The sequence below is a fragment of the Flavobacterium fructosi genome (assembly GCF_042787335.1).
In the GTDB taxonomy this organism is placed as follows: Bacteria; Bacteroidota; Bacteroidia; order Flavobacteriales; family Flavobacteriaceae; genus Flavobacterium; species Flavobacterium fructosi.
Genome location: NZ_JBHZQA010000005.1, coordinates 243,962 through 265,239 on the forward strand (window position 1 = coordinate 243,962; position 21,278 = coordinate 265,239).

Here is a 21,278-nt window from a genome sequence, read left to right on the forward strand (position 1 = left end):
TAAAAAAAAGTGAACAGTTATTATATCTTATTTTAAATCGTTTCCAATATCTTTTCTAAAATACATCTTATCAAAATTTAGCTTGTCTATGTTTTGGTAAGATTTTTTTATGGCCTCTTCAAAATCATTTCCATACGAAGTTACCGTTAATACTCTTCCTCCATTAGATACGACATTTCCGTTGTCTAATTTTGTTCCTGCATGAAAAACAATCGAATCAGTTATATTTTCTAATCCTGAAATTACTTTTCCTTTTTCGAAATCCTCAGGATATCCTCCAGAAACGACCATAATTGTAGTAGCACTTCTTACGTCAACCTCCAGCGTAATTTCATCCAGTTTTTCATTGGCTACCGCCAAAAATAATTCAACTAAATCGGTTTTCAATCTTGGAATAACCACTTCTGTTTCCGGATCACCCATTCTCACATTGTATTCAATTACGATCGGTTCGTTATTCACATTTATTAATCCAATAAAAACGAATCCTTTATACGGAATACCATCTTTCTGGAAACCGTCAATGGTTGGTTTTACGATGCGTGTTTCGATCTTTTCCATCAAAACAGCGTCAACATAAGGAACTGGAGAAATCGCTCCCATTCCGCCTGTATTTAACCCTGTGTCACCTTCGCCAATTCGTTTGTAATCTTTAGCAGTTGGTAAAATTTTATAGCTTTTTCCATCAGTAAGAACAAAACAACTTAATTCTATACCATCCAGAAATTCTTCGATAACCACTTTTGAACTGGCAGCACCAAATTTTTGATGAACCAACATATTTCTTAATTCTTCTTTGGCTTCCGCCAAATCGTGAATAATCAAAACTCCTTTCCCTGCTGCCAATCCATCCGCTTTTAAAACATAAGGCGGTTGCAGTTTCTCCAAAAATTCACATCCATTTTCAACTGTTTCGGCAGTAAAACTATCGTAAGCCGCTGTTGGAATATTATGTTTAATCAAGAATTCTTTAGCAAATTCTTTACTTCCTTCTAATTGAGCACCAATTTTTGATGGCCCAATAACTGGAATATGTTTTAATTCGGTATCATTTAAAAAGAAATCATAAATCCCTTTTACTAATGGATCTTCTGGTCCTACAACAACCATTTCTACTTTTTCCTTAAGAACGAAAGCTTTGATCGCATCAAAATCAGTTGGAATCATATCAATGTTAGTAGCTATTGCGGCTGTCCCTGCGTTTCCTGGAGCTACAAAAAGTATGTCACAAAGCGGACTTTGAATCATTTTCCATGCAAATGCATGTTCTCTTCCGCCTGAACCTAGTAGTAAAATTGTCATGGTGTAGTTTTCTTTAGTTGTCGTGCAAAAATAGTTCGTTTTAAGTTGAAATAATAATTTTTTTTACTTACTTTTGACGTTAGTAACGCTAAAGATATGATAATTTCATTTGGATCTAAAGAAACAGAAAAAATATGGAATGGAATTGTTGTAAGAAAACCTTCAATGGAAATACAGCAAATTGGTAGAAGAAAACTAAGGATGCTAAACAATTCTCTAGATTTGATAGATTTGAGAATTCCACCGTCAAACCGACTAGAAAAATTAAATGGAAATTTAAAAGACTATTACAGCATTCGAATTAACAATCATTGGCGAATTATTTTCATTTGGGATAATGGAAATGCCTACTTTGTTGAAATTGTAGATTATCATTAAAATAGTTAAAAATGGAAAAATTAAAAAATATACATCCTGGTGAAATTTTATTAGAAGAATTTCTTATTCCGCTAGAAATAACGGCATACCGCTTATCTAAGGATTTGAAAATTCCGCAAACCAGAATTTCTGAAATTACAAAAGGAAACAGAAGAATTACGGCTGACACCGCTTTGCGTTTGAGTCAATATTTTGGTAACTCCGCTAAATTTTGGCTTGGACTTCAAGATGATTTTGATATTGAAGAAGAAAAAGAAAATAAGGCACAAGAACTGCAATCTATTAAACGTTTTGATACTCCTAAAGTAGCTTAGATGATTCCAATTTTCGACTTAACGCTCCAAATAAATGGTTTCCCGATGAAGGAAGCCAAAGCCGAATTGCGAAAAATTGTCGCTTTCTCAGAAAAAGAACACAAAGCTTTTGTCGAAAACAAAAAACAAGAAATTGTTGCGTTTCATTTGCAAAACAATCCCTTTTATAAAAAATTAGTTGGTCCAAAAAATTCTAAAAATTGGAATGATTTACCCATTTTAAATAAACAAAATTTACAAAAACCATTATCGGAAAGACTTTCAAAAGGATATTCTACTAAAAACAGCTACATCAATAAAACCTCCGGCTCTAGCGGCGACCCCTTTATTTTTGGCAAAGACAAATACAGTCATGCCTTGACTTGGGCTTCTAATATCTATCGTTTTGGTTGGTATGGAATTGATTTCAACACTTCGTATCAAGCGCGTTTTTATGGAATTCCAATGGATTTTATTGGAAACAAAAAAGAACGTTTTAAAGATTTCCTTAGTAATCGATTTCGATTCTCCATCTTTGATTTATCAGATGATGTTTTAGAAGCGTTTTTGAAACATTTTCGAACCAAAAAATTTGATTATATCAACGGATATACGAGTTCGATTGTTTTGTTTGCCAAATTTTTACAAAAGAGAAATATTATATTATCAGCAATTTGTCCAACTTTAAAAGTCTGCATGGTGACTTCCGAAATGCTTTTTGAGGATGATAAAATACTGTTAGAAAAACAATTTGGCATACCAATTGTCAACGAATACGGCGCTTCGGAATTGGATTTAATAGCTTTTCAATCCCGAAGTTTCGGGACAGATGGAGAGTGGCTGGTAAATTCAGAAACCTTATTTGTCGAGATTTTAGATGACGATAATAGAGCTGTGCCAAATGGAACTTCTGGTCGCATCGTGATTACTTCCTTATTCAACAAAGCACATCCGTTTATACGCTATGACATTGGCGATATTGGAATTCTGGACGAAAAAAGCACCTTAAAAAAACCCATACTCCAGAAATTAATTGGGAGAACAAACGATGTTGCTATTTTACCAAGTGGAAAAAGATCGCCTGGATTGACGTTTTATTATGTAACCAAAAGCTTTATAGAAGACGACGGAAACGTAAAGGAATTTATTATTCAACAAACAAAAATTGATTGTTTTGAAATTGAATATGTAAGTGAAACCGAATTAAATTTGGCACAAATTCAAAAAATTAAAAAAGCGATTGAATTATATCTGGAATCTGGTTTGAACTTTAAATTTACGAGAAAAGAAGTTTTAGCAAGAAGCAATCGCGGAAAATTAAAACAGTTTAAATCTATGCTTTAATATTTTTTCTGTAACGCGGTTTGATTAGCAATTGTGTAAATAAAAAACCCGTCATACAAAGCAATGAAAGTACTAAATTAAACCCGTGGAATCTTCTATAAACGGTAAAATTGTGCTTTAATAAATTAACTTTAGAAGCTGATATGGAGTTTTCTCTAATTCTGTAAAAAGCTAGGCTCTTAGGGATAGGTTTCGCACTTTTTACCTTCTTTAGAATCGTAAGCCATAACATCCAATCCTGGCGTTTCCTGATGGAAGAAATAGCTATTTTTCCAAAATAATTTACATCGTAAATACCCGTAAGATTCCCCACATAATTACAAAAAAACAACTGTCTATAGGAAAGATTTCTGGGGGCTTCCACTCTTTTATTCAATTCCGTTCCTTGTTCATTGATGCAATCGTAATAGGAAAAAGTAAATGGTAAATTATTATTTCTTAGAAAAGTAATTTGAATTTCCAGTTTATTTGGTTTCCATAAATCGTCTGCGTCCAAGAACGCAATATACTTCCCTGAAGCTTTTTCTAAACCAGTATTTCTCGCAATTCCGGTTCCTGAATTTTTGTCTAGTTTATAAACCTTAATTCTGTTGTCATTATTGGCAATATATTCAGCTATAGAAACCGTTTTATCAGTAGAGCAATCATCCACAATAATCATTTCCCAGTTCAGATAGGTTTGATTTTGCACCGATTGAATTGTCCCCGCAATAAATTTATCAGAATTGAAAGAAGGCGTTATAATAGATACTAATTCCATTTTAATATGCTTTTTCTTCGCCTTTTAGAACATTGATAACCGTTTGTGAAATTATCTTCAAATCTAAGATGAGTGACCAGTTTTCGATGTAAAAAACATCAAATTTTATACGGTTAACCATATCGGTTTCGGTTTCAATTTCGCCTCGACACCCACTAATTTGTGCTAAACCTGTGATGCCTGGTTTAACGCAATGGCGTACCATATATTTTTTAATTTTCTTCCCGTATGATTTATTTTGCGCCCAAAGATGCGGACGAGGCCCTACAACGGACATATCACCTAGTAATACATTAATAAATTGTGGCATTTCATCGATACTTGTTTTTCTCATAAACCGCCCTATTCTGGTTACGCGAGGATCATTTTTCGAAGCCTCATTTTCAGTTGTTCCATTGATTCTCATGGAGCGAAATTTGTAACAAAAAAATTCATTTTCATCAATTCCGGGTCTGCCTTGTTTGAAAAAAACAGGACCTTTGGATTCTAATTTTATTAAAATTGCTAATATTGGCATTAACCACGATAGAAGAAGAAGCACCACTAACAATGAAAAAACAACGTCAAAAGATCTCTTAAGAACTTTGATAACCGGTTCATGTAGGATCGTTTTCTTTAATGAAAGCACTGGAAAAAAATCGTAGTAATCGATTTTTAAATTCTTTGAAAAAATTTCTTTACTATCCGGTATGAATTTAATTGTTCTATTATTTTCATCGGCAAAATTAATTAAATCTTTCAAATGCTCATTAGAAATTTCATTCAAGGAACAATAAATTTCATCAATACTATTTTGTAATATAAAAGGCTTCAAATCAGCCAATTTTCCTCTAATGTTTTGATTTGATTTCTTGTCTGAAAAATATCCAAAAAAACGATAGCCATAGTCATTTCTTGTTTCAAAAAGATCTTTCAATCGAATTGCCTCCGGTGTATATCCTATAATTACAGCGCTTCTATAATTACTCCCTGTTATTATTCGATATTCTTTCAAATAATAAAACAATAAAAATTTAGATAAAGAGACAAGTACTATACTAGAAATCATAAAAAAAGCGACAGCAGTTCCACTAAAAATAACTTGTTTTTCGAAGGGGAAATAAGCGATAACTATCAATAGAAACAACACAGATTGCTTAAGTATCTTGGAAATAATTTCTATTGGGGTAGTAAAGCGATAAATTTCATAAAATTGAATAAAAACAGCAGCACTGATCCATCCTATAATTTGATAAACAAGATGAAATTCCGTATTTAAATTAAGTCCTTTAAAGAAAGACATGCTCATAACAGAAATAATCAATAGGTCTATTGTAACGCTTATTGGCCTAATGTATTTTGAATATCTTCCTGTTTGAGATGCAGTCATAATGAGAGATGATAACCTATTGGGTTTTCGTTCTTTTCTTTTCGTAAAATTTCCATTGACAATGCTTTGAAATTGTCGTAGGTAATAATCATTATTTATAATCGGTTCACTTTGACTTTCCAACATAATATTTAATTTGTTTTGCAGGCAAACAGCAATATTAAATAACATCTTACAGAATTAAAAATAATAAAATGTTCTTATTATTGAAATCAAAAGTATGCTACTTAACTACTTTGGAGGAACCACAAAAAATTATAGTACGTAAATATGCTGCTATTTTTCTATTTAATAAAAGTTTAAATGTATATTAAAACTATACAATCCCCTATAAATCCCCAAATTAATTTATAATCCAATACATTTTATTTTTTTTATCAGATAAATCTATAATTTATTCTATTTATAAATGGGAATCCTCCAATACGATTAATAAATAACGAAAATGAGACATTTCCTTAAAACAAATTTATTTACTTTATATAACCCGAAAAATCCTTGTGTTCTTCTTTCGAAAGTTCTTCTTTAGACAATGATTTAAAATAATCATAAGTGATTTTCATTCCCTGGGAACGATCTACCTTTGCTTCCCAACCTAGCAATTTTCTTGCTTTTGTAATATCAGGCTGACGTTGCAACGGATCATTTATTGGTAAAGGAAAATAAACAACTTTCTGATTAGTTCCTGTCAGTTTAATGATTTCTTCAGCAAAATCTTTAATAGTAATTTCATCCGGATTACCAATATTTACAGGTAAAACATAATCAGAATGCAATAATCTAAAAATACCTTCGACCTGATCATCAACATAACAAAAAGAACGCGTTTGCATTCCATCACCAAAAATAGTTAAGTCTTCACCGCGAAGAGCCTGACCTATAAAAGCAGGAATAACTCGACCGTCATTGAGTCTCATTCGTGGACCGTACGTATTGAAAATTCGAACGATTCTGGTTTCGACACCATGAAAAGTATGGTACGCCATTGTTATTGATTCCTGAAAACGTTTCGCTTCATCGTAAACACCTCTTGGTCCTATTGTGTTTACATTTCCGTAATATTCTTCGGTTTGCGGATGAACCAATGGATCTCCATAGACTTCCGAAGTGGATGCAATAAGTATTCTGGCATTTTTTACTCGCGCCAAACCTAAAAGATTGTGCGTACCTAGTGAACCCACTTTTAAGGTTTGTATCGGAATTTTTAAATAATCTATTGGACTGGCCGGTGAGGCAAAATGCAAAATATAATCTAACTGGCCGGGAACATGCACAAATTTGGTGATATCATGGTGATAAAATTCAAAATTTTCCAGTTTGAACAAATGTTCTATGTTTTTTAAATCTCCCGTGATGAGATTATCCATTCCAATAACAAAATAGCCTTCCTTAATAAAACGGTCGCAAAGATGCGATCCTAAAAATCCAGCGGCTCCAGTGATAAGTATTCTTTTCATAAATCAATTTTACGATTGCAAGGTATAAATTATCAAGGAAATTATGGTGTTTTTACTTGCTTTAGATTCAATAAATTTTAGACATTAATCTTTATTATTATTTGTTAATCCTCTTCGGAAGAATTAATTTTCTCCGTATATTGACTTTCACAAAAGAGGTATTTCTAGTTCAATTTTATATATTTTTGTGCAACTAAAAATCTTCTATTTTGAAAGTTGTTCATGTTGTTGAAGCCGTAGCAGGAGGAGTTCATACTTATTTCAAAGATTTATCCTTTTTTTTTGGAAATCCTGAAATAAATAAGACCATTGATACAACGATTATTTATAGTGGCAATCGAAAAGAAATTGATTCGGATAAAATAAAGCAGGAATTTTCAAATGGAGTTTCGCTTATTGAATTAAGCATGGTTCGCAATTTTTCTCCAATAAAAGACCTTAAATCCACACTACAGTTAGCTGCAGTACTTCGAAGACTAAATCCGGATGTTATTCATCTCCATTCTTCAAAAGCTGGGGTTCTGGGCAGGTTTGTCTGTTTTTTATTATTCAAAAAAAAGAAACTGTTTTATACGCCTCATGGGTATTCCTTTCTTCGAACAGACATTTCCAATTGGAATAAAAAAGTATACTGGATGATTGAAAAAAGCTTCCAAAAATTATTTGGTGGCAAAACAATTGCTTGTGGCGATACTGAATATAAAATTGCAAAAACAATAGGAAAATCTTCTTTGGTCAGAAACGGAATCGATATTGAATATGTCAATAATAAGATTGCAGACCATAAAAATGAGGTCTTAACAATTGGGATTGTAGGACGAATCACTTTTGCAAGAAATCCGAAACTTTTCAATGCAATTGCGCTAAAGTTTCCCGATTTTAATTTTGTTTGGATTGGTGACGGCGAATTAAGGCACGAAATAACGGCCCCAAATATCCGAATTACCGGATGGTTCCTGGAAAGAGATAATGCCTTGACAGAACTCAATGCTATTGATATATACATCCAAACATCACTTTGGGAAGGATTACCCATTGCGGTGTTAGAGGCTATGGCAATGAAAAAACCCGTTTTGGCAACAAATATAATTGGCAATAAAGATGTGGTACTGCATAATGAAACAGGATTTCTTTTTAATGAAATCGATGAACTCGACCACTGTTTCGAAATTCTAGAGGACGAAAACACAAGAAAAATATTTGGCAAAAAAGCATTAGAACGATGCTATAAATTATATGATAAAAACAAAAATTTCAAACAACTAATTTCTCTTTATCAGCAGTAAATTTCTCTTGCACCCAATAACTTCCAAAAACAGAAAACCACAAACCACTAAATGCAATTCCGTCAAAACGAAGCAGAAAATCATCGGTGAGATTTGAAGCAAAAAAGATAAAAAAGAATGAAATGATTATTGCGTTTTTTAAGTCAAAACCCAAATAGCCGATAGTGAAAATGTACAAAAAGACGACTATTGGACCTAAAAACCCATATTTTAATAAAAAATCAAGAAACTGATTGTGCGTAGGAAATTCATATTTTGCCAAAAAATGCTGGTTAGTTTGTTTGTAATATTTAATTAATTCTGGTTTCCCATCAGAAGCTCCAACACCAAAAGGTAAGCTTTTTAACGAAAGTTCCCAGGCAGATTTCCATATAGATGCTCGAGTAACAAATGAATTAAACACTTTGATTTCTGGATTTTCTATCTTGTCAAGTTTCCCCACTTTATCCATATAAGCAAATGTCACTGAGGAATATTTCTCTTTCATATAAGGGTTTTTTTGGAGAAACAACAAAAAGATACTACCCAACAAAACCAATCCGACAGCTGATATTGCAACAACCTTTTTAAAATTATATTTTCGGATCACTTCATAGAAAAAAACCAAAACAAAACCCATTAGCATATTAAACAAAGCCATTCGAGTATTCACAAAAAGAACAAAGAAAAATGCAAGTATAAAAATGGTGAAGTTGGCGATTTTAATTATTATACTTTTTCTTTCGCGAAAGGCATTAAAGACAAAATAAAGAGTAATAATAGCTACAAAAGCAAGGTGCATATTAAGTGCCGGCGCATGAATCCCGATACTATTAGAAAACTGATACCCCATTTCCCATAAATCAATTCCGTTTAGATATTTATTCATTAAATCTGGAGCTACAGCCATAAACCGAAAAAAGAAAAATAACATCATTCCCGTCGTTGTGAATCTATAGAATTGAACTAATTTGTAAAATTGTACACGTTGATAATTACCCAAAATAAATAACGGAAAGATAAGTAAGGAAACACTTTTTTCGATAGATTTTAACCCCATTGGATACGAATCATTATTCCAAAAAAGCAAAACTTCCATTAATAATGGTGAAGCAATAACTGCTGTTAGCAACAAAGATGTTTTAGTGAATTTTAATTGTTTTACAAAGAATAAATTAAATGCCGCAAATAGTATAATCAGATCAGTACATGGTTTTCTAAAAATCATCGTACTGGCAATCAAAAATAAAAAAATGTTGAAAATTTTATTGAAGTTTTTTTCTGAAATGTTCATAATATAAAGCATAATAAATTAGAGGAAAAACTCCTATTTTATGGCGAATTGCCGTTCCTAAATCAGGTTCAAATACACCTTGAACAATAAAATAAGAAAACAAAATTAGCAATATCCAAAGTTCGTATTTATACTTTTCTCTATCTATTAAACATTTTGAGAAACGCACAAGAAGTATATAAAATAAAAAAAGTTGCCAAATAATAAAAGCAATAATTTGTGGGGAAAAAATATATTTCAGACCGTTTAACGGGACATTAACCGTAAAAAAACCATAGACAATGCCTACAGTTTCTCCATACCAAGTGTCTGGCTTAACAGGAGAAACAATCATAGAATTGGCATCCGAAGCATTTATCCGTGTCGTATTTACAATTTCTCTACTACTTTCGGAAAAATAATGTCCTTTCAACATCCCATAACCTAATGACAAAAAAATAACAATTAATAGTCCGTAGAAAAGGGTGACAATCGTTTTATTTTTAATATTAATGAAACTGACCGCATACATTACAAAGGCGATAATGGGCATTAAAAGAAAATACGGTCGATAGAAAACGCCAAAAAGAACTAAAAGAAACATCGATAATGCAATTGATTTGCCATAAGAAATTCTTTCATTCCTATACAGAAATACAATAATTGCAACGTATAAATAAGTAATGAATTCCTTGGAAGGCATTGACATAAAAATTGCCATCATAAAAAATCCTAAATAAACAAGGATATTCTTTACATTTAGTTTGTTAAAATTATTGGGCACTCCAATTTTGTACAATACATAAGCCAGAATGGGAAATTGTATCAAGCCAATTAAAGGAAATGGTAAATAACGCAATCCGGTTACTTTATAAAATAATATCGTCAGCGGATAACTACCCAAAAACCCTATTTCATTCCCTTTGTCGAGTGCAATAATAGCTGAATCATAAAAAAATCGTTTGGGCAATATATAAAATGCTGTTACAGCCACAAATAAATTAGCAATAAATAACACCATAAAAGTTGCCGTACTCTTCTTAATTTTAATTAGCATGATAAAAATTTAAAGGAATTGATTCATGGTTCGTTAGCTTAAAGTTTTATATTTTTTTTGTAAAACATTAAATATCCTATAGATATAGAGAAAAGCAGGTAACATCATAAAAGGTAAAAAATTATAAAACTTCATGACTTTGTCTAATTTAATATTACGCCCATTTTTAAGTAGGTATTTCCACGAAACTAAATCATTCCAAATAGCTTTTCTGTTGCTTGGAGACAGTATATAAAAATCTTTTAAAAGTATTACATAAATTGATGCCCAATAATTTTTTAAGGCTTTATTTAAGCTTTTTTCATCATTTTTGATGTTATTTAAGCCTTCTCTCAACATTTCATACACATCCATGATGTGGCTTTCACTAGTATGTAGCGTGATTGACCCAAGCCTTCCTTGTCTGTATATATAAAACGATTTTGGGTAAATTGCAAAGGTATCTATATAGTTCATTACTCTACTGCACCATTCCATATCCTCCGATTTTCTTCCCAACGGGAAGAACAGTTGATTTTCGATTAATATCGTTCTTTTTACTATTTTGTCCCATGCGCAAGCGGCAAATAAATCATAATAAACTAATTGTTCCGCTTCTTTCTTAAAGTCGCCTTTTTTATTATCAATATATTGTTGGTTGTACATACATTTCACATGATTTTTTGAAAAAAAACGGCTCTCCTCATGAATTATTAAATCCGCATGCGATTCCTTTATTAACCTGTTTAATTCATCTAAAACCGTGTTCCCCTCCCAATAATCATCACTATCAGTAAAAATAACATAATCTCCTTTTGCTTTTAATAATCCAACATTTCTGGCGTCAGATAAACCACCATTTTCTTTATTGATAATTATATTTCTGGAATCTTTTTTTTCATATGAAGAACATATTTTTAAAGAAGAATCAGTAGATCCGTCATTCACCATAATAATTTCAAAATTAGTATAGGTTTGACACAAAATACTGTCTATACATTGTTCCAGATAATGCTCTACATTATAAACAGGAACTATGATACTAAAAAAAACATTTTCACTTCGATTATGCACCGCTGCCTTTTTAAAATTAATTCAAAAACACTTTTACTTTGTCCTTTTTATAAATAACCATTGCCGAAATAAAGTTCCAAAAAAACGAACTTACAATAAAGGCAATCGCCGCTCCAGTCATTCCGTATTCCGGTATTAAAAGCCTGTTTAAAAAAAAATTTACAAGCACTGCGACTACAAGTATTATTTGAAAAACATGTTGTCTTCCGGTCATATTTAAATAAACAGGGGCCGATCCAAAAGCGGAACAAATTCCTTGGCCAATCATTAAAATAAGCAATGCATCTTTTGCGGCAATATAATCTTTGCCAAAAAAACCCAAAATACATTCAGAGAAAAAAGAGGTTAATAGTGTAATTGGTAATGTCAAAATAAAAATTAACCGAGAACTATTTCTCAGTATTTTATTCAATTCGAAATTGTTTTTAGTCAAAAAGTATTCCGCAATTTTTGTGGAAACTGTGATATTAACCGTAACAATTATCATTGAAAGAATTGTCATTAATTTCACCGCCAAAGCATAAAAAGCAACTGTTGCGTCATCTTTATATTTTTTTAAAAACAGGATATCGAAACTCATCAATAAAAACAGAGCCATCCCGCTTATGGCAATAGGATACGACTTAACAACTATTTCTTTATACGAAAAAACCATTTCTGAATTATTGCCCTTTATTCTGCCAAAATAGTAAAATAGAATCGCCGATGTCAGGACTGAAAGTACAACAAACCCAAAGAGAAAAACATTAACCAAATAGGTTTCGTTGTTATAATAATTAAGGAAAATGGCTCCAATAATAACCGGGATATATTTAATGGTATTCCTGAATAACTCTGCCACATATAAATGGTCTAACGCTCTAAAAACCTCAATGTTTAAGGTTGTTATTGCATAAAAAAATAAAATTACTGAAGATTTTAAAAGAATCTGATAGACTCCTTGATCCGAAAAAAAATTGTTTACAAAATCTTTTTTTATGCATAAAACAATCAAAAATAAAATAATCGACATGCTAAATACAATCCCAACCATTTTTTTGTAAATGTTTTTTAATTCATACAGTGTAGCTGACTTTTTTAATCTTCCTCTAAAATATAAAATCGATTGATCGCATCCCAATAAACAAATACTGCCTATTACCAGCAGAAAGGAGCGAACAAAATCATATTGTCCGACTGTTTTTGGGGTAAAATTTTTGGTGAGAAATAAAGTAAATCCAAACAAAATAAGTACACCTAAAACCCTCAAAACTAAAGTAATTAAACTTTGAAGAATAAATGGGTTTTGCTCCATTTTCTGAAGATAGCGCGTAATTATTTTCAAATTTCTAATAATTTATTTAATTTCGGTTAAATTTAACAAACATCCAATTTTACTCTGCTTTCAGAGATTGTTTTCTATAAAATGACATAAAAAACCGAATAAAAATAAACAGGGAAATAAATAATATTGGTATTATAACTTTACGTTTACCATTTATCGATTTGTTATTTTTAATATTGAGACTTATTGCGTTTTCATTAATAATTCTTCTGGAATTCAATAAATCAATTTTCAATGTTCCCAATACATTTACTATTGAGTCTTTTGTTTTAATGATGTTATTTAACTGAATATTTTCATTGTAATAAATCAGCTTGTCACTTTTATTAGTTGCGTTACCATTTGAAAAAGAGCTCAATATTGCATCAATTTGAACAATTATACCTTCTTTTTCCTTTATTTTTTGTTGGATATTATTAACCGAAATTTTTTGGACTTCGCCAAAATAACCGCTCGTATTTACATAGTCTAAGATCGGTTTAACGATATCATTTTGATTCGTTATTCCATTTGTCGAAATAACAATGGTGTGATAGTTATAATTCTTGCTTGTGGTCGTTTCTTTAACTACTGTTTTTAAATCTCCATTTTGCGCCATCAATTCAAGCAGTTCAAAATTTTGTTCATTATTACTTACTAATTTATAAACATCAACGATGGGTTCTATTGAAATTTTAGTTACCTCTAAAGGCTTTTTAATTCCGATTGATTTTAAAAAAAAAGTGTCTTTTTCAGCAATTTTTGAAGTTAATAATTCAATTTTCGAATACAGATAATCTGTCGATTTAAAATTTGGCGCAACTATAATTTGATGATCGTATGTTTTTTGCGTTTCATCCAAAAACATTCCCAAACCGACTCCAACAATCAATAAAATTACAATTACAATCGCATTTCTAAAAAAAAACCGGATACATTTGAATATCACTGTATTAATTCCTTCAAAAAAACTTCTTATCTTTTTGTAAATTTGTGTTAAATCGATTTCTTGATCTTCAGGGTTGTGTTGGGGTAAGTTTGCGCTCATATACTTTTTTTATTTTGCGTTGAAAATTTGTTCCAATATTTTAATGGTAATCAAGTACGTTGGCTTCACTCCTGTTGTTCCCAGTCCGCCCGAGGCCAATGTGCTTCCGGTTTCCAGTGGATTATCCGAAGCGTAATAAGCATATCTAACTTTAACATCTAATGGCACACTTTTTCTGATTTTGGAAGCCGATTGAATGGCTTTTTGATAATAAGAACCCTCCATTTCCAATCCAATTACGCCCCACGTTGATTCGTGGAAAAACTTCAATAAGTCCCTGTTTTGCAATGATGTTCCCAGTACAGTAACCATTGGTCCTGCAAAAACTGAAATTCCATTGCCTTCAAACATATCGGCTGTTAATTCATTCTCGAAAAAATAATTATCTGCAGTTCCTTCATTGATATGCGCATTTGGGATCATGATATCTCCTTTTCCGCCTTCCAGAATTCCCGCTTTTCCCATTATAGAAACGGATTCTACATTAAGCAAAGTCTCTTTTTTATAGGGTTTTAATAATTCATCAATGGTTTCATACGCTTGCTCACCAAAAGCATAATCCATAACTATTAATACCGGTTGTTTATCACCTGTATTTGCGTTTGGGAACGAAGTTTTAGCCCAGTCCATTTTTGCGGTATCAAAAATTTGAACGTCGATATTCGTTCCAGAGGTGTCTGGTAACGAAATCATTCCACATTTCAAAGCTAGTTCTTCAACTTGATTGCGAACTTCATTTGCGCCTGACTTGCTTAATTCTTCATAAATAAAGAAATCTGATTTGCCTTTGAACTTGGTTTTTAAAACCTCAGTTGCAAAAATAGAGTTCATTACACTGTGCATATTGGCACTGATAACATGAATTGGACGACCTAAAAGGTTGTTTTCTTTCAAAACCTCCTTGATATTAGTTGCCCATATTTCACCATGAATATGATGTCCTAAACGTTCTCTCAAAATAGGACTGAAAGTTATCGTCCTTTTATTATCATCAACAACTTCTTCTATTGCCAATTTTCCTAACCAGAAAATCACATGCAAAAAGCGATCCGGGGAAGCAGCCGAACCAAACGCATCGTAAATGTCTAAAACTTCTTCAAATGTTCGTCCTAGGATGTTCGCTGCATGTGAAATCGCTTTCTCTTTTTCTATAAGCGTCAGTTTTTTATTTTGGGAAACCGCTTGCTCGAGTTTAAACCAATCGCGTGATACTTCACCGGCGTCATCCAGCAAAACTCTATTTCTAATTTTATGGGATTCGATGAAAATAAAGGTCAAATGCGTCAAAATGTCATAAATGTCGGAACGTCCGCGGGTAATTTCAACATTCATTTGTTCCTCATCAATTCGATAGCAATTGCGTCGTCTTTTAGGTGGAACAATCGCTTTAAAATGGGATTTAGAATATCCTTCTTCCGAGGTTAAATTGATAAAACGACATTCTTCAATTCCTAGTGGAAGGCGTTCAATAACATATAAAAGTCCGTTTAATTCTACTTTTTCTTCACCAATATTTCCATATATTTCTGGGCGTAGCGCCAATAAAGCTTCTCTTAATGTGTCTCCAGAAATTCCCATTGGTTTATAAAAACCTCTATTGAATAAATGACGCATGGTAATGTACATTTTTTCAATAGCTGCCGATGATTCCTGTGCTCTGGATCTTGATATATTTCTAGTCTCTTTCATTCTTTTTTATTTGCTAACCCGTAAATGTAATTCTTTTATTTATTGTTTTAATAAATCCACAATACTCCTATCATTAGAAAGTCTTGGTATTTTATTCTGTCCGCCTAATTTTCCTATTGATTTCATATAGTCCTGAAATCCATTTTTTGCCACTTTGGTTACAACTACTTTTTGCAATACATTCCCCACAATCAAATCGTCATAATACATATTCTGTTTTCTCATTGCATTGTCTATCGCTTCTGCAAAAGCTCCGCTGTCTTCCGGTTCGTTCTCGAATTCGATGAACCATTCATGGTAAGGCAATCCTTCTGCTGGTGTGATCTGAGGCGCAACGGTAAATTCGTTAATCCGAATAGTACTTCCAATTATCGCTTCCTGCAACGCGCTTTCTACTTCCTTGCCAATCACGTGTTCCCCAAAAGCCGAAATGTAATGTTTGATTCTTCCCGAAACAACGATTCGATAGGGTTTTAATGATGTAAACTGGACTGTATCGCCAATGTTATATCCCCAAAGCCCTGCATTGGTAGAAATAATCAAAACATAGTTTACACCCAATTCCACTTCGCCAATAGTATAACGTCTTGGTCCAGAACCTTCGGGATCCGCATAAAATTCGTCGCTTTTTATAAATTCATAAAAAATTCCCGAATTTAACAGCAACAGCATTCCCTTTTCTTTTTGGGAATCTTGATAGGCAAAAAATCCTTCGGAAGCAGGGAAAAGTTCTATGCTGTCTACTTTTCGACCAATCAAATTTTCAAATTTAGCGCGATACGGTTCGTAGTTGACACCGCCGTAAATAAATAAATTGAAGTTTTTAAAGATTTCGCCAACCGGCTTCCCTCCTTTTTGCTGCAGTTTTTCAAAATACATTTGCACCCACGAAGGAATACCGGAAATCACCGTCATGTTTTCATTGAATGTCTCTTCGACAATCGCATTTACTTTGGTTTCCCAATCTTCAATGCAATTAGTTTCCCAAGAAGGCATTCGGTTTTTTTGTAAATATTTTGGAACAAAATGGGCTACAATTCCAGATAATCTGCCCAGTTTTATACCATACTTTTCCTCTAGAATTGGGCTTCCCTGAAGAAAAATCATCTTGCCGTCAATAAAATTTGCTTTTCCGGTTTCGTGAATATAATGCAAAATTGCATTTCTTGCTGCTTCAATATGATACGGCATCGATTCCTTAGTCAAGGGAATATATTTAGCACCAGAAGTTGTACCGGATGTTTTAGCAAAATAAAGCGGTTTTCCTTTCCAAAGTACATTCTCTTCTCCTTTTACAACCTTGTCAACATATGTTTTTAATGCTTCATAATCCCGAACTGGAACATTTTTGGCAAAATCAGCACTTGTTTTTATGGTGTCAAAATGATGGTCAAGACCAAATTGAGTTCCCTTAGCTTTTTTGATTAACTTTTGTAAAACTTTGTTTTGGGTTGCAACAGGATTTTTGGCCCAAGCTTGTGTTTCTTTATATATTTTGTTTGCAAAAAGTTTTGCCGCGACTGATTTTATTGACATTTTTTATGTTTGTTCTTTAGAAGAATAAATACTATTATTTTACTTAGATTTTATTTTTTTAGAAATAGCGCCCTTTTCCTCTTTAGCCACTTGCGCTCTTAAATCAATTTCCTTTTTTGAAGGGGATAAATTTACTGGAGAAGAAACTTCTTCAGTTGCGGCAAGGATGGAATCTTTATTGAATTTAGCAAACTCCAATTCCCCGGTTAATACTTTTTGGATTGATTTGATATAAGCTTCATTTTTCTTCAATGCAAATGACAAAGAATCCGCTTTTAAAGCTAATTGAGTCGCGTCTTTTTTTAATTTAGAAGAAGAATATCCCGGAATAAATTCGCGCAACGGCGTAAAAGCAATGATAAAAGTGGTAACCGTTATAATAATTATCGCTCCCAAAGTAGCAAATACAAAAACATTCATCAATGTGAGTTTTAAAGAAAAGGTCTCTTCAAAAGTATCCTCGTTTAGAATTATTAAACGTCTTTTATTGAATAAATTTTCCTTAATTATTTTCCGTTTTTGTCTTTTCTTGGACATATAATTTGATTATTGAACAAATATAAACAATTAATGCTATTGACAGTATTTGTATACTTTCAACGCTTTTTTCAAAACAGTAAATATATTTTAATAAATTTTTAACGTTGGCAAAACCAAATAATTGCCTTAAAATGAGTTCCTATTAATTTATTATAATTATCTTTGTCCATAGTTTTTATTACAAATTTGCTTCGGCATAAATTATTCAATCATGGGAAGATTAGGTGTTACAGAAATCCTTGTTATATTGGCGATTGTTTTATTACTTTTTGGAGGTAAAAAAATTCCAGAATTAATGAAAGGATTAGGAAGCGGAATTAAAGAATTCAAAAACGCAGCTAAAGACGGACAACCAGCTGATAAAAAAGAAGAAGAAGAAGAAACAAAATAAAAAGAAGGCTTTTCATAATTTGAAAAGCCTTTTTTTTTATGGTTTAAATTATCATTATCAGCTAGATTTACCTCTAAACTAATTGGAATAAATTTCGAAAATGTGCTTTTCATCAAAATTAACAAATTCGATTATTTTGTCTTTATTTTCTAGGATTAAATCGACTAATTTTTAGGGCTCTAGTTTATAGGTTTTAAGATAAATTAGCTTGGGTAGTGCTTTTCTTAAAAGCACAATTTTCTCAAAATCATCGTCTTTACTTATGATTGTAAATCCATTTTTCTTGGCATAATCGCAAATAGAAATATCATCCGCAGGTTGTTTAATTTTTAATTCTGATGCGTGAATAACTTCTGTGAAAATTGGCGTGAGCTGTTTTATCATTCGCCAAGACAAATTTTCATCTAATAATAACTTCACAATGCAAAAGTAATTTTAGTAATACTATCTCGATAAGCCGCAAATGAAAGTGTTTCAATTATTTTTTCTTTATCTAAGGCTGGAAAATCTGCAATAATTTCTTCCATCGACATTCCCGCTGCTAAATAAGATAACACATCTGAAACTGTAATTCTGGTACCAGAAACACAAGGTTTTCCACTTCTAATTTCTGGATTTATACTAATGTATTTTTGCCAATTTTCCATAATTGATTTGTTTAATATTCAATTTTAATCAATTTTTTTGATTCCTCGCTAAATAACCATTGTCAACTGAATTCGTTTTCTGTCTTCATCGACTTCCGTTACTTTTACCTGGACGTGTTGGTGTAATTTCACTACTTCATTGACATCACTAACAAAACCTGCTTTAAGTTGTGAGATGTGAACTAAGCCGCCTTCTTTTACTCCAATATCGACAAAACAACCAAAATTGGTAATGTTATTGACAATTCCCGGCAAGATCATTCCGGTTTTTACATCTTTTATGGTTTTTACATTCAGGTCAAATTCAAATACTTTAGCTGATTTTCTAGGATCTAATCCTGGTTTTTCGAGTTCTTTGATGATGTCTTTCAATCCCAACAAACCTATTTCGGGTGTGATGTAATTTTCTGGCTTTATTAAACTCGTTTTTGCTGCATTGGCAATCAAATCATTGACCGTTAATTTCAAATCCTTGGCCATTTTCTCTACAATTCCATAAGCTTCCGGATGCACTGCTGAATTATCCAAAGGATTTTTGGCATTCGAAATTCGGATAAAAGCCACACCTTGTTGGTACGCTTTTTCACCCAATCGCGGTACTTTTTTCAATTGTTTTCTATCGGTGAAAGGACCGTTTTCAGAACGATATTGAACAATATTTTCGGCCAGCTTCTCTCCTATTCCACTTACATAACTCAACAAATGTTTACTCGCCGTGTTGATATTTATCCCCACTGAATTCACGCAACGAATCACCGTATTATCTAATTCTTGTTTTAACTTATTTTGATCAACATCATGTTGGTATTGGCCTACGCCAATAGCTTTCGGGTCAATTTTTACCAATTCGGCCAACGGATCAGAAAGTCGTCTCCCAATAGAAATCGAGCCACGAACCGTTACATCATAATTAGGAAATTCCTCTCTCGCAATTTTAGATGCGGAATAAACGGATGCACCAGCTTCGGAAACGATAAAAACTTGTACCGGTTTGTCGAAAGCTATTTTCTTGATGAAGAATTCGGTTTCCCGCGAAGCCGTTCCGTTTCCTATTGAAATAGCATCAATTTTATACGAATTTACCATCGAACGAATTTTTTTCATCGCCATCGCTTCCTCTTTTTGGGGTGTATGCGGATAAATCGTTTCATTGTATAATAAATCGCCTTTTTCATCTAGACAAACGATTTTACAACCACTTCTAAATCCTGGATCAATCGCTAGAATTCGTTTTTCACCCAAAGGCGGTGCCAATAATAACTGTCCTAAATTAGTCGCAAAAACCTGAATCGAATTCGCATCAGCCTTAACTTTGGCTTCCTGCAAAGCTTCATTGGAAATTGCCGGATTCAACAATCGTTTGTAACTGTCTTCAATCGCCAACTGTACGTGTGGCGTGGTTTTATTTTGACTTTTTAAAACTAACGCAACAATAATATCATAGGCTTCGTTGGTATCTACTTCTACTTTAAACTTAATAAAACCTTCATTTTCTGCGCGCAGTATCGCTAATAATCGGTGCGATGGTGCCTTAGTCAACGGTTCTGACCAATCGAAATATTGATTAAATTTCTGTGCGCCTTCATCGTCTTTTTTTGTTTTTACTACCTTTGTTGTAATAGCTGCTTTACGTTCGTACAATCTTCGAAGTTGTTTTCGAACATAAATATTTTCATTAATCCATTCGGCAATAATATCGCGCGCACCTTGCAGCGCAGCATCTTCATTAATTACATTTACATTCAAATATTTGGTAGAAATAAAATCGACATCATCATTATTTTGCGCCATAATGATTTTGGCTAATGGCTCTAATCCGTTTTCGCGAGCGACATCGGCTTTGGTTTTTTTCTTTTTTTTATAGGGTAAATAAAAATCTTCTAATTCCTGTAAGTCGAAACTGATTTGGATCTTTTTTTCTAATTCCGGACTAAGCGCATTTTGTTCCAGAATAGATTTCAAAATAGCTTCTTTCCTTTTTACAATAACTTCGTAATCCTTTTGGAATTTGGCAATTTGTTCAATAAAAACTTCATCCAGATTTCCGGTTGTATCTTTTCGATAACGGGAAATAAACGGAATCGTACAATCCTCTTTTAATAATTGAACTGTATTTTGAATATTAATTGCTTCCGTCGAAACATGCTTAGCTATAAATTGTATATTGGTCATCCTGTAATTAGATAATTTTAAATGCATTAATCTGAAAAAGTTTTAATTAGAAAAAATGAAATTGTCTAATTAATTTTTAGCTAAAATAATAGCTTTTAACTTCAAATTTATATCAATTATGACTTTATTATATAGTTTTTTGACCTTAAATATTTTAGCTTTTATAATTACCGCTTATGACAAACGATTGGCGATTGTGCAAAAAAAAAGGATCTCCGAAGAAACCCTTTTAACATTCACTGCTGTTGGAGGTACAATTGGTTCGGCATTAGCCATGTATATTTTTCGTCATAAAATATCTAAAAAATATTATCTCTTTAAGTTTTACAGAATTGTATTTATCCAAATTTTAATTGGAATTGTTGTGTTCTATTTTTATGAAAAAATTTTCGTTTAAAATA

21 protein-coding genes are annotated in these 21,278 nt (G+C 32.3%); 6 read left to right on the forward strand and 15 right to left on the reverse strand.

Going from position 1 to position 21,278, the window contains the following annotated elements:
• Positions 1-27: 27 nt before the first annotated feature.
• Positions 28-1,302 carry a phosphoribosylamine--glycine ligase gene (gene purD, locus ACFX5D_RS10340; protein WP_379858115.1) on the reverse strand — a complete coding sequence of 425 codons (1,275 nt, stop codon included), beginning with the start codon at positions 1,300-1,302 and terminating at the stop codon, positions 28-30.
• A gap of 96 nt (positions 1,303-1,398) precedes the next feature.
• Between purD and ACFX5D_RS10345 the strand changes: the two genes are divergently transcribed.
• From ACFX5D_RS10345 to ACFX5D_RS10355, 3 genes are read left to right on the forward strand one after another with little or no spacing between them, the layout of a single operon-like run.
• Positions 1,399-1,680 carry a type II toxin-antitoxin system RelE/ParE family toxin gene (locus ACFX5D_RS10345; protein WP_379858116.1) on the forward strand — a complete coding sequence of 94 codons (282 nt, stop codon included), beginning with the start codon at positions 1,399-1,401 and terminating at the stop codon, positions 1,678-1,680.
• Between the two features lie 11 nt (positions 1,681-1,691).
• Complete coding sequence (locus tag ACFX5D_RS10350; protein WP_379852613.1) at positions 1,692-1,994, forward strand: HigA family addiction module antitoxin; 303 nt, start codon at positions 1,692-1,694, stop codon at positions 1,992-1,994.
• On the forward strand, positions 1,995-3,317 hold the full coding sequence (locus ACFX5D_RS10355) for a phenylacetate--CoA ligase family protein (protein ID WP_379858117.1): 1,323 nt from the start codon (positions 1,995-1,997) through the stop codon (positions 3,315-3,317). It begins immediately after the preceding gene.
• Here the strand turns inward: ACFX5D_RS10355 and ACFX5D_RS10360 are convergent.
• The 3 genes from ACFX5D_RS10360 to ACFX5D_RS10370 form a co-directional block, all read right to left on the reverse strand.
• Positions 3,307-4,077 (reverse strand): glycosyltransferase family 2 protein, encoded by a 771-nt coding sequence (locus tag ACFX5D_RS10360; RefSeq protein ID WP_379858118.1) that lies wholly within the window; start codon positions 4,075-4,077, stop codon positions 3,307-3,309. The genes ACFX5D_RS10355 and ACFX5D_RS10360 overlap by 11 nt on opposite strands.
• A gap of 1 nt (position 4,078) precedes the next feature.
• Positions 4,079-5,617, reverse strand: coding sequence for an undecaprenyl-phosphate glucose phosphotransferase (locus ACFX5D_RS10365; protein ID WP_379858119.1), 1,539 nt, complete (start codon positions 5,615-5,617; stop codon positions 4,079-4,081).
• 302 nt (positions 5,618-5,919) lie between these two features.
• On the reverse strand, positions 5,920-6,903 hold the full coding sequence (locus ACFX5D_RS10370) for a UDP-glucuronic acid decarboxylase family protein (protein WP_379858120.1): 984 nt from the start codon (positions 6,901-6,903) through the stop codon (positions 5,920-5,922).
• Positions 6,904-7,112: 209 nt separating this feature from the next.
• Between ACFX5D_RS10370 and ACFX5D_RS10375 the strand changes: the two genes are divergently transcribed.
• The gene (locus ACFX5D_RS10375; RefSeq protein ID WP_379858121.1) at positions 7,113-8,189 is read left to right on the forward strand and encodes a glycosyltransferase; all 1,077 of its coding nucleotides are present in this window, start codon (positions 7,113-7,115) and stop codon (positions 8,187-8,189) included.
• Here ACFX5D_RS10375 and ACFX5D_RS10380 read toward each other — a convergent pair.
• The 8 genes from ACFX5D_RS10380 to ACFX5D_RS10415 are packed head-to-tail and all read right to left on the reverse strand — an operon-like array spanning position 8,158 to position 17,547.
• Positions 8,158-9,462, reverse strand: a complete 1,305-nt coding sequence (locus tag ACFX5D_RS10380; protein ID WP_379858122.1) for an O-antigen ligase family protein — start codon at positions 9,460-9,462, stop codon at positions 8,158-8,160. The two genes, ACFX5D_RS10375 and ACFX5D_RS10380, sit on opposite strands and share 32 nt — an antisense overlap.
• Positions 9,434-10,498 (reverse strand): hypothetical protein, encoded by a 1,065-nt coding sequence (locus tag ACFX5D_RS10385; protein ID WP_379858123.1) that lies wholly within the window; start codon positions 10,496-10,498, stop codon positions 9,434-9,436. Before ACFX5D_RS10385 ends, ACFX5D_RS10380 begins: the two co-directional genes overlap by 29 nt.
• Positions 10,499-10,531: 33 nt before the next feature.
• Positions 10,532-11,551, reverse strand: coding sequence for a glycosyltransferase family 2 protein (locus tag ACFX5D_RS10390; RefSeq protein WP_379858124.1), 1,020 nt, complete (start codon positions 11,549-11,551; stop codon positions 10,532-10,534).
• Between the two features lie 16 nt (positions 11,552-11,567).
• Positions 11,568-12,875, reverse strand: coding sequence for an MATE family efflux transporter (locus ACFX5D_RS10395; protein WP_379858125.1), 1,308 nt, complete (start codon positions 12,873-12,875; stop codon positions 11,568-11,570).
• 49 nt (positions 12,876-12,924) lie between these two features.
• Entirely contained in the window at positions 12,925-13,902 is a 978-nt protein-coding gene (locus ACFX5D_RS10400; protein ID WP_379858126.1) for a hypothetical protein, read from the reverse strand.
• Between the two features lie 9 nt (positions 13,903-13,911).
• Positions 13,912-15,591: a DUF6909 family protein gene (locus tag ACFX5D_RS10405; RefSeq protein WP_379858127.1), complete on the reverse strand. Its 1,680-nt coding sequence runs from the start codon at positions 15,589-15,591 to the stop codon at positions 13,912-13,914.
• A gap of 39 nt (positions 15,592-15,630) precedes the next feature.
• Positions 15,631-17,127, reverse strand: coding sequence for a GH3 auxin-responsive promoter family protein (locus ACFX5D_RS10410; protein WP_379858128.1), 1,497 nt, complete (start codon positions 17,125-17,127; stop codon positions 15,631-15,633).
• 39 nt (positions 17,128-17,166) lie between these two features.
• Positions 17,167-17,547 (reverse strand): peptidase, encoded by a 381-nt coding sequence (locus ACFX5D_RS10415; protein WP_379858129.1) that lies wholly within the window; start codon positions 17,545-17,547, stop codon positions 17,167-17,169.
• Positions 17,548-17,878: 331 nt separating this feature from the next.
• Between ACFX5D_RS10415 and tatA the strand changes: the two genes are divergently transcribed.
• Positions 17,879-18,058, forward strand: coding sequence for a twin-arginine translocase TatA/TatE family subunit (gene tatA / locus ACFX5D_RS10420; RefSeq protein ID WP_379858130.1), 180 nt, complete (start codon positions 17,879-17,881; stop codon positions 18,056-18,058).
• Positions 18,059-18,229: 171 nt separating this feature from the next.
• On the opposite strand, the gene ACFX5D_RS10425 is transcribed toward tatA, so the two are convergent.
• Genes ACFX5D_RS10425 through ACFX5D_RS10435 form a run of 3 tightly spaced genes read right to left on the reverse strand, consistent with a single transcriptional unit; the run spans position 18,230 to position 20,877 of the window.
• The gene (locus tag ACFX5D_RS10425; RefSeq protein WP_379858131.1) at positions 18,230-18,478 is read right to left on the reverse strand and encodes a DUF5615 family PIN-like protein; all 249 of its coding nucleotides are present in this window, start codon (positions 18,476-18,478) and stop codon (positions 18,230-18,232) included.
• Entirely contained in the window at positions 18,475-18,705 is a 231-nt protein-coding gene (locus ACFX5D_RS10430; RefSeq protein ID WP_379858132.1) for a DUF433 domain-containing protein, read from the reverse strand. The genes ACFX5D_RS10425 and ACFX5D_RS10430 overlap by 4 nt, the downstream gene beginning before the upstream one ends.
• 48 nt (positions 18,706-18,753) lie before the next feature.
• Positions 18,754-20,877: a Tex family protein gene (locus tag ACFX5D_RS10435; RefSeq protein WP_379858146.1), complete on the reverse strand. Its 2,124-nt coding sequence runs from the start codon at positions 20,875-20,877 to the stop codon at positions 18,754-18,756.
• A gap of 118 nt (positions 20,878-20,995) precedes the next feature.
• Here ACFX5D_RS10435 and ACFX5D_RS10440 point away from each other — a divergent pair, with 118 nt between their 5' ends.
• Positions 20,996-21,274 (forward strand): DUF1294 domain-containing protein, encoded by a 279-nt coding sequence (locus ACFX5D_RS10440; protein WP_379858133.1) that lies wholly within the window; start codon positions 20,996-20,998, stop codon positions 21,272-21,274.
• The last annotated feature ends 4 nt before the right edge of the window (positions 21,275-21,278 follow it).

What these genes read in the sequence shown, in the direction of transcription:
- ACFX5D_RS10415 (WP_379858129.1), bottom strand. Translation starts at nt 17,547, where the DNA reads ATGAATGTTTTTGTATTTGCTACTTTGGGAGCGATAATTATTATAACG.
- ACFX5D_RS10355 (WP_379858117.1), top strand. Translation starts at nt 1,995, where the DNA reads ATGATTCCAATTTTCGACTTAACGCTCCAAATAAATGGTTTCCCGATG.
- ACFX5D_RS10435 (WP_379858146.1), bottom strand. Translation starts at nt 20,877, where the DNA reads ATGACCAATATACAATTTATAGCTAAGCATGTTTCGACGGAAGCAATT.
- ACFX5D_RS10385 (WP_379858123.1), bottom strand. Translation starts at nt 10,498, where the DNA reads ATGCTAATTAAAATTAAGAAGAGTACGGCAACTTTTATGGTGTTATTT.
- ACFX5D_RS10380 (WP_379858122.1), bottom strand. Translation starts at nt 9,462, where the DNA reads ATGAACATTTCAGAAAAAAACTTCAATAAAATTTTCAACATTTTTTTA.
- ACFX5D_RS10365 (WP_379858119.1), bottom strand. Translation starts at nt 5,617, where the DNA reads ATGTTATTTAATATTGCTGTTTGCCTGCAAAACAAATTAAATATTATG.
- purD (WP_379858115.1), bottom strand. Translation starts at nt 1,302, where the DNA reads ATGACAATTTTACTACTAGGTTCAGGCGGAAGAGAACATGCATTTGCA.
- ACFX5D_RS10360 (WP_379858118.1), bottom strand. Translation starts at nt 4,077, where the DNA reads ATGGAATTAGTATCTATTATAACGCCTTCTTTCAATTCTGATAAATTT.
- ACFX5D_RS10400 (WP_379858126.1), bottom strand. Translation starts at nt 13,902, where the DNA reads ATGAGCGCAAACTTACCCCAACACAACCCTGAAGATCAAGAAATCGAT.
- ACFX5D_RS10350 (WP_379852613.1), top strand. Translation starts at nt 1,692, where the DNA reads ATGGAAAAATTAAAAAATATACATCCTGGTGAAATTTTATTAGAAGAA.
- ACFX5D_RS10430 (WP_379858132.1), bottom strand. Translation starts at nt 18,705, where the DNA reads ATGGAAAATTGGCAAAAATACATTAGTATAAATCCAGAAATTAGAAGT.
- ACFX5D_RS10410 (WP_379858128.1), bottom strand. Translation starts at nt 17,127, where the DNA reads ATGTCAATAAAATCAGTCGCGGCAAAACTTTTTGCAAACAAAATATAT.
- ACFX5D_RS10405 (WP_379858127.1), bottom strand. Translation starts at nt 15,591, where the DNA reads ATGAAAGAGACTAGAAATATATCAAGATCCAGAGCACAGGAATCATCG.
- tatA (WP_379858130.1), top strand. Translation starts at nt 17,879, where the DNA reads ATGGGAAGATTAGGTGTTACAGAAATCCTTGTTATATTGGCGATTGTT.
- ACFX5D_RS10440 (WP_379858133.1), top strand. Translation starts at nt 20,996, where the DNA reads ATGACTTTATTATATAGTTTTTTGACCTTAAATATTTTAGCTTTTATA.
- ACFX5D_RS10370 (WP_379858120.1), bottom strand. Translation starts at nt 6,903, where the DNA reads ATGAAAAGAATACTTATCACTGGAGCCGCTGGATTTTTAGGATCGCAT.
- ACFX5D_RS10345 (WP_379858116.1), top strand. Translation starts at nt 1,399, where the DNA reads ATGATAATTTCATTTGGATCTAAAGAAACAGAAAAAATATGGAATGGA.